General features: G+C 69.4%; 7 protein-coding genes and 1 riboswitch. Of the genes, 5 read left to right on the plus strand and 2 right to left on the minus strand.

The genetic code is table 11. From position 1 onward, the window contains the following. On the plus strand, positions 1 to 825 hold an 825-nt coding region (otsB, locus tag BZL64_RS04270; RefSeq protein WP_107430202.1), incomplete at its 5' end, for a trehalose-phosphatase. Positions 826 to 893: 68 nt separating this feature from the next. Here otsB and BZL64_RS04275 read toward each other — a convergent pair. After that, on the minus strand, positions 894 to 2,306 hold the full coding sequence (locus tag BZL64_RS04275) for an alpha,alpha-trehalose-phosphate synthase (UDP-forming) (RefSeq protein ID WP_086766301.1): 1,413 nt from the start codon (positions 2,304 to 2,306) through the stop codon (positions 894 to 896). Between the two features lie 85 nt (positions 2,307 to 2,391). Next, complete coding sequence (locus BZL64_RS04280; protein ID WP_086766304.1) at positions 2,392 to 3,336, minus strand: glucosyl-3-phosphoglycerate synthase; 945 nt, start codon at positions 3,334 to 3,336, stop codon at positions 2,392 to 2,394. A gap of 176 nt (positions 3,337 to 3,512) precedes the next feature. Continuing rightward, a riboswitch (SAM riboswitch) is annotated at positions 3,513 to 3,659 on the plus strand. 15 nt (positions 3,660 to 3,674) lie between these two features. Here BZL64_RS04280 and thrC point away from each other — a divergent pair. The 4 genes from thrC (at position 3,675) to groL (ending at position 7,889) form a co-directional block, all read left to right on the plus strand. Continuing rightward, on the plus strand, positions 3,675 to 4,973 hold the full coding sequence (thrC, locus tag BZL64_RS04285; RefSeq protein ID WP_086766306.1) for a threonine synthase: 1,299 nt from the start codon (positions 3,675 to 3,677) through the stop codon (positions 4,971 to 4,973). After that, positions 4,970 to 5,245, plus strand: a complete 276-nt coding sequence (locus tag BZL64_RS04290) for a MoaD/ThiS family protein (protein ID WP_086766307.1) — start codon at positions 4,970 to 4,972, stop codon at positions 5,243 to 5,245. The genes thrC and BZL64_RS04290 overlap by 4 nt, the downstream gene beginning before the upstream one ends. Before the next feature lie 476 nt (positions 5,246 to 5,721). Then, positions 5,722 to 5,928, plus strand: coding sequence for a cold-shock protein (locus BZL64_RS04295; RefSeq protein WP_019057200.1), 207 nt, complete (start codon positions 5,722 to 5,724; stop codon positions 5,926 to 5,928). Between the two features lie 335 nt (positions 5,929 to 6,263). Then, positions 6,264 to 7,889 (plus strand): chaperonin GroEL, encoded by a 1,626-nt coding sequence (gene groL / locus BZL64_RS04300; RefSeq protein WP_086766311.1) that lies wholly within the window; start codon positions 6,264 to 6,266, stop codon positions 7,887 to 7,889. Positions 7,890 to 7,914 lie beyond the last annotated feature (25 nt).

A 7,914-nucleotide genomic window follows, 5' to 3' on the forward strand; every position in this document is an offset into this window, starting at 1 on the left:
CTCCCCACCCCCACCACCCCCCCCGGCCCCGAGGCCCCCGCCGCGATCCCGGCCGAGCCGCGCGGCGCCGTCGTCGGGCTCGACTTCGACGGGACGCTCGCGCCGATCGTCGAGAACCCGGAGGACGCGCGGGCCCATCCGCAGGCGCTGTCCGTGCTGGCGGAGCTGGCGCCGAAGGTGGCCTCCGTCGCCGTCGTGACCGGGCGGCCCGCCGAGGTGGCCGTGCGGAACGGGGGGTTCGCCGGGGTGGCGGGACTGGAGCGGCTCGCCGTGCTGGGGCATTACGGGGCCGAGCGGTGGGACGCCCGTACCGGGACCGTTTCCGCGCCCGCCCCGCATCCGGGGGTCGCGGCCGTGCGGGCCGGGCTGCCCGCCGTGCTGGAGGCGGCCGGCGCGGGGCCCGGGATCTGGGTCGAGGAGAAGGGGCGGGCCGTCGCCGTGCACACGCGCCGCGCGCAGGACCCGCAGGCCGCGTTCGAGGCGCTGCGCCGGCCGCTCGCCGAGCTGGCCGCCCGCCACGGGCTGATCGTCGAGCCGGGCCGGATGGTGCTGGAGCTTCGGCCGCCGGGCATGGACAAGGGCGTGGCCCTGACCGAGTACGTCCGTGAGATCGGCGCCGAGGCGGTGCTCTACGCCGGCGACGACCTCGGTGACCTGCCCGCCTTCGCCGCCGTGGAGAAGCTCCGCTCCGACGGGGTCCCCGGTCTCCTGGTGGCCAGCGGCAGCTCCGAGGTGACCGAACTGTCGGCCCGCGCGGACCTGGTCGTCGACGGTCCCGCCGGGGTCGTGGGGCTCCTGCGGGCGTTGTCGGGCCGGCTGGGCTGACGGGTTCGGGGTGCGCGGAGGCTGCCGATGGTCCCGCCGGGGTCGTGGGGCTTGCGGGTGTTCGCCGGTCAGTCGCGCTGAAGGGACTGGAGTGCCTGCAACTGCTCCAGGAACCATCGGGCCGGAGGCAGCGCGGTCGCGGCCTCCGTCAGCCTCTTGGCGCGCGCCACCCGCTCCTCCGGGGCCATGGTCAGCGCCTCGTGGAGGGCGCGGGCGGTCTCCAGGACGTCGTACGGGTTCACCACGATCGCGTCCTCGCCCAGCTCCCAGTACGCCCCGGCCTCCCGTGACAGGACCAGCGCGCAGCCCTGGTCGGAGACGATCGGAACCTCCTTGGCGACCAGGTTCATGCCGTCCCGGACGGGGTTGACCAGGGCCACGTCGGCGAGACGGTACGCGGCCAGGGAGCGGGCGAAGTCGTCCTTGACGTGCAGGACGACGGGGGTCCAGCCGGGGGTGCCGTACCGCTCGTTGATCTCGCGCGCGACCCGCTGCACCTCGGCCGTGTAGTCGCGGTAGACGGCGAGATCCTGGCGGGAGGGGTAGGCGAACGCCACGTGGACGACCCGTTCGCGCCACTCGGGGCGGTCGTCGAGGAGCTGCCGGTAGGCGAGCAGACCGCGCACGATGTTCTTCGACAGCTCGGTGCGGTCGACGCGCACGATGGCCTTGCGGCCCTCGCCGATCTCCTCGCGCAGGGCGACGATGCGCTCCTCGACGTCGTTCTCGTGGGAGCGGGCACGCAGGAAGTCGGCGTCGGCGCCGAGGCCGTGGACGCCGATCTCCGTGCCGCCCAGGCCTCCCACGAACTCCGTGCAGCAGGCGCTGAAGGCGTCCGCCCAGCGCCTGGTCAGGAAGCCGAGCCGGTCCGCGCCGAGCATGCCGCGCAGCAGTTGCGCACGGATGTCGGTGGGGAGCAGCGCGAAGTAGTCCACCGGCGCCCACGGCGTGTGCGAGAAGTGGCCGATGCGCAGATCGGGGCGCAGCTCGCGGAGCATGCCGGGGACCAGACACAGGTGGTAGTCCTGCACGAGGACCGCCGCACCCTCCGCGGCCTCCTCGGCCAGCGCCTCCGCGAACGCGCGGTTGTACGTCTCGTACGACGCCCACTGGCGCCGGAACTCCGCGTCGAAGACCGGCTCCAGCGGGGTCTGGTACAGCAGGTGGTGGATGAACCAGAGCACGGAGTTGGCGATGCCGTTGTACGCGTCGGCGTGCACGTCGGCCGGGACGGCGAGCATCCGGACCCCGTCCTCGCCGACCCCGCGCCGCACCGCCTCGCGGTCGCCGTCGGTCAGCGCCGAACACACCCACAGGGCGCCGGCGTCCGGCCCGATCGCCGACAGGCCCGAGACCAGTCCGCCGCCGCCCCGCCTCGCATGCAGCGAACCGTCCTCGCGCACCTGGTAGGAGACCGGGCCGCGGTTGGACGCGACCAGCACCTGAGCACCCTCAGCAGCAGCACCACGCGTGGAAGCCATACGCCACAACCTAGCCCGGTCCGGAAACGCTCAAACGTACGGTTACGGTCCGTGGGCGGGCGTATCCAGCCATCTGGCGGGCGGCCTAGGCGACCTTGCGTTCCGCGTACTCCGCGATCTCCGCCATCGGCGGACGCTCCTCGGTGTCCACGGAGTAGGTGCGCGGCTCGAAGCCGTCCGCGCCCCGCTCGAACTGGGTCAGGGCGGGGCGGATCATGTGCCCGCGGGCCAGCCGGAGCTGCGCGGTGCGGTAGATCGCCGCCGCCATCCGGCCGAGCGCCTGCCCGTCCTGGTGGCGGTGCTTGCGCACGCCGACGTCGACCTGGGCGAGGGCGTCCAGGCCCACCAGGTGCAGGGCGTCGACCAGCATGCCCAGCTCCACGCCGTAGCCGACGGGGAACGGAAGCTGCTCCAGCAGGCTGCGGCGGGCCGCGTACTCGCCGCCCAGCGGCTGCACGAAGCCGGCCAGCTGCGGCCAGTGCATGTTGAGCAGCGGGCGGGCCATGAGTTCGGTGACCCGGCCGCCCTGGCCCGCGGCGCCGCCGAGCGGGCGGTCGTACATGGCCTTGACCAGGTCCACGCCGGGGTCGGTGAGCAGCGGGCCCACGATGCCCGAGACAAAGTCGGAGGAGAACTCCTTGAGGTCGGCGTCGATGAAACAGACGATGTCCCCGGTCGTGACGAGCAGCGATCGCCACAGCACCTCGCCCTTGCCGGGCACGGTCGGTATCCGGGGCAGGATGTCGTCCCGGTGCACGACCCGCGCCCCGGCCGCCGCGGCGACCTCGGACGTACGGTCCGTGGAGCCCGAGTCGACGACGACGATCTCGTCGACCAGCGGGACCTGCTGCATCAGGTCGTGGCGGATGATCGCGACGATGTCGCCGACCGTCTCCTGCTCGTTCAGGGCGGGCAGCACCACGGAGACCGTCTGACCCGAGGCACGTTTCGCGGCCAGGACGCGGTGCAGCGGGCGGTCGGTCACGGACCAGGAGCGGGTGGCCAGCCAGGCTTCAGCTTCTTTCAGCACGGTCTGCGGCTCCTCACTGTCGTGATCACACCTCGTGCACGTGGGGTGACGGTGTGATCCATCTCGCGGTTCGGACGTCTATCTCAACTGTCCTGGCCTTCGGTTACAGTCTTGAACAACGCGGATGACCATCGCATGTCCGAGGTGGTCTCCGTTCACAACCCACAACTTCATACCGCTCATCCAGAGGGGCAGAGGGATACGGCCCGATGAAGCCCCGGCAACCCTCCAGCTGGTCCTGTCACGTTGTTGTGGCGAGGCTCCCGGCTCGGGAAGGTGCCAAATCCGTCTCACGGCGAAATGCGTCGTGAGGAAGATGAGGAAGGGCCTCGCCTCACATGGCTGCGCAGACAGATGTAAGCAACACGGTTGCAAGCACCACCGACTCCGTCGACCTCGGTCCCGCCGCGGCGCTCTCCTGCCGCGAGTGCGGACACCGCGTGCCTCTCGGCCCGGTCTTCGCCTGCCAAGAGTGTTTCGGCCCGCTGGAGATCGCGTACGACTTCTCGTCCTATGACACCGAGGAGCTCCGCAAGCGCATCGAGGCGGGCCCCGCGAACATCTGGCGCTACGCGCCGCTGCTGCCCGTCCCGGCCGACGTGGCGGACAAGCCGAACATCAACCCCGGCTGGACCAAGCTCGTCCAGGCCGACAACCTCGCCCGCGAGCTGGGCGTCGACCCCGGCAAGCTGTTCGTCAAGGACGACTCCGGCAACCCGACGCACTCCTTCAAGGACCGCGTCGTCGCCCAGGCCATCGAGGCCGCCCGCGCCTTCGGCTTCACGACCCTCTCCTGCTCCTCCACGGGCAACCTGGCCGGTGCCGTCGGCGCCGCCGCCGCCCGCGCCGGCTTCCGCTCCTGCGTGTTCATCCCGCACGACCTGGAGCAGGGCAAGATCGTCATGGCCGCGATCTACGGCGGCGAACTCGTCGGCATCGAGGGCAACTACGACGACGTGAACCGCTTCTGCTCCGAGCTGATCGGCGACCCGGCCGGCGAGGGCTGGGGCTTCGTCAACGTCAACCTGCGGCCGTACTACGCCGAGGGCTCCAAGACGCTGGCGTACGAGATCTGCGAGCAGCTCGGCTGGCGGCTGCCCGACCAGCTCGTCGTGCCGATCGCCTCCGGCTCACAGCTCACGAAGATCGACAAGGGGCTGCAGGAGCTGATCAAGCTCGGGCTCGTCGAGGACCGGCCGTACAAGATCTTCGGTGCGCAGGCCGAGGGCTGCTCGCCGGTGTCCGTCGCCTACAAGGCCGGCCACGACGTCGTGCGGCCGCAGAAGCCGAACACCATCGCCAAGTCCCTCGCCATCGGCAACCCGGCGGACGGGCCGTACGTCCTGGACATCGCGCGCCGCACGGGTGGCGCGGTGGAGGACGTGAACGACGAGCAGGTGGTCGACGCGATCAAGCTGCTGGCGCGGACCGAGGGCATCTTCGCGGAGACCGCCGGTGGCGTGACCGTCGGTGTGGCGAGGAAGCTGATCGAGAACGGTCTTCTCGACCCGACGAAGACCACGGTCGTGCTCAACACCGGGGACGGCCTCAAGACCCTCGACGCGGTGGCCGGCACCGGCCTCAGCGCCACCATCCGTCCGACCCTGGACTCCTTCCGAGAGGCTGGCCTCGCATGAGCGTGACCGTCCGCATCCCGACCATCCTGCGCACCTACACCGGTGGCAAGGCGGAGGTCCCGGCCGAGGGCGCGACCCTCGGCGAGATCATCGCCGACCTGGAGAAGAACCACACGGGCATCGCCGCCCGCGTCCTCGACGACCAGGGCAAGCTGCGCCGCTTCGTCAACGTGTACGTCAACGACGACGACGTCCGCTTCGAGAAGGGGCTGGACACGGTGACGCCCGACGGCGCCGGCGTCTCCATCATCCCTGCCGTGGCCGGCGGCTGACCCAGGTTCAGTACCCGCCGGTAGTAACCGTCGGTAACGGTAATTACCGAGAGTTCATCCCGCGGCGGAGCCCGCTAATGGATATGTGCCCCCTCCGTGAGAGAAGCGGAGGGGGCAATTCAGTGTGGTTGAGCGCGGTACAGTTGGGGAACGCGCCCGCCAATGCATGCCAGCCGCATATGAGTTCCGTCGGCGCAGGCGATGAGAAGCAGCCAAAGTGCGCATCTGTTTTGCGCCTTTCATTCCCTTTGTGGGGCCCGACTTGCCCTGAATTCGGGCGAATTCTCACTCTTCTCCGGACCGTTCGCGTCCGGAATTCTCGTCCGATTGACCTGTTGCAGACGGCAGTTGGACAGATACATTCAGCCGCGGTCGACGCGTTCCGGCGCACGCCCCCAACGAACTTGGGGGGTGAGGTCTGACCCGGATCCGCGAAGTGCGGATCTGTGCAAGGGCCAGTAATAGGGGAGTTAGGCATGGCTCAGGGCACCGTCAAGTGGTTCAACGCGGAGAAGGGGTACGGCTTCATCGCGGTCGACGGTGGTGCGGATGTTTTCGTCCACTACAGCGCGATCCAGATGGACGGATACCGCACCCTGGAAGAGGGCCAGCGGGTCGATTTCGAGATCTCGCAGGGTCAGAAGGGGCCGCAGGCGGACATGGTCCGGCTCGCGACCAGCTGAAGCACGCGCCGACTTGCAGCGACGTTCTTCTGTTCTATCCGCGAAGGGCTCGCACCTCCAGGGGTGCGGGCCCTTCGTCATGTCCGGAGGGTGGGACCGGGTCCGGGTGTGGGGCCGTTGTTCACCTGCGGATCGAGGGCACCCGCTTGCACTCGGCATGGTCGAGTGCTAATCATTGGCGTTAGCACTCTGATGGTGAGAGTGACAACGAAGGACCGGGTCGGTGAGGCCCGCAGGCCAAGTGGGGCAAGGAACCACGGGGCAGGCGAGCCGTCCGTCGCGGGCGCGGGCGCGGTCCGAAGGAATCACCCCCAGTCCTGGAGGGACCACTTCACATGGCCAAGATCATCGCGTTCGACGAGGAGGCGCGGCGCGGCCTCGAGCGCGGCATGAACCAGCTCGCGGACGCCGTGAAGGTGACGCTCGGCCCCAAGGGCCGCAACGTCGTCCTCGAGAAGAAGTGGGGCGCCCCCACGATCACCAACGATGGTGTCTCCATCGCCAAGGAGATCGAGCTCGAGGACCCGTACGAGAAGATCGGCGCCGAGCTGGTCAAGGAAGTCGCCAAGAAGACGGACGACGTCGCCGGTGACGGTACGACCACCGCGACCGTTCTCGCCCAGGCGCTGGTCCGCGAGGGCCTGCGCAACGTGGCGGCCGGCGCCAACCCGATGGCTCTGAAGCGCGGCATCGAGAAGGCCGTCGAGGCCGTCTCCGGTGCCCTCCTCGAGCAGGCGAAGGATGTCGAGACCAAGGAGCAGATCGCTTCGACGGCCTCCATCTCCGCCGCCGACACCCAGATCGGCGAGCTCATCGCCGAGGCGATGGACAAGGTCGGCAAGGAAGGCGTCATCACGGTCGAGGAGTCGCAGACCTTCGGTCTCGAACTCGAGCTCACCGAGGGCATGCGCTTCGACAAGGGCTACATCTCGGCGTACTTCGCGACCGACATGGAGCGTATGGAGGCCGTCCTCGACGACCCGTACATCCTGATCGCGAACTCCAAGATCGCCAACGTCAAGGACCTGCTCCCGCTCCTGGAGAAGGTCATGCAGTCGGGCAAGCCGCTGCTGATCATCGCCGAGGACGTCGAGGGCGAGGCCCTGTCGACCCTGGTCGTCAACAAGATCCGCGGCACCTTCAAGTCCGTCGCGGTCAAGGCCCCGGGCTTCGGTGACCGCCGCAAGGCGATGCTGAACGACATCGCCATCCTCACCGGTGGCGAGGTCATCTCCGAGGAGGTCGGTCTCAAGCTCGAGAACACCTCCCTGGACCTGCTCGGCAAGGCCCGCAAGGTCGTCATCACCAAGGACGAGACGACCATCGTCGACGGGTCCGGTTCCTCGGACCAGGTCGCGGGCCGGGTCAACCAGATCCGCGCCGAGATCGAGAACAGCGACTCGGACTACGACCGCGAGAAGCTCCAGGAGCGTCTGGCGAAGCTGGCCGGCGGCGTGGCCGTCATCAAGGCCGGCGCCGCCACCGAGGTGGAGCTCAAGGAGCGCAAGCACCGCATCGAGGACGCCGTTCGCAACGCGAAGGCGGCCGTCGAGGAGGGCATCGTCGCCGGTGGTGGCGTGGCCCTGCTCCAGGCCACCTCGGTCTTCGAGAAGCTCGACCTCGAGGGTGACGAGGCGACCGGCGCCAACGCCGTGAAGCTCGCCCTGGAGGCCCCGCTCAAGCAGATCGCCGTCAACGGTGGTCTCGAGGGTGGCGTCATCGTCGAGAAGGTGCGCAACCTGCCCGTCGGCCACGGCCTGAACGCCGCGACCGGTGAGTACGTCGACATGATCGCCGAGGGCATCATCGACCCGGCGAAGGTGACGCGTTCCGCGCTGCAGAACGCCGCGTCGATCGCCGCGCTGTTCCTCACCACCGAGGCCGTCATCGCCGACAAGCCGGAGAAGGCGGGCGCTGCCCCGGCCGGCGGCGGCATGCCGGGCGGTGACATGGACTTCTGAGCCTGATCGCTGATCAAGCTCGGTC

The sequence above is a fragment of the Streptomyces bobili genome (genome assembly GCF_002154575.1).
Classification (GTDB): Bacteria; Actinomycetota; Actinomycetes; order Streptomycetales; family Streptomycetaceae; genus Streptomyces; species Streptomyces bobili.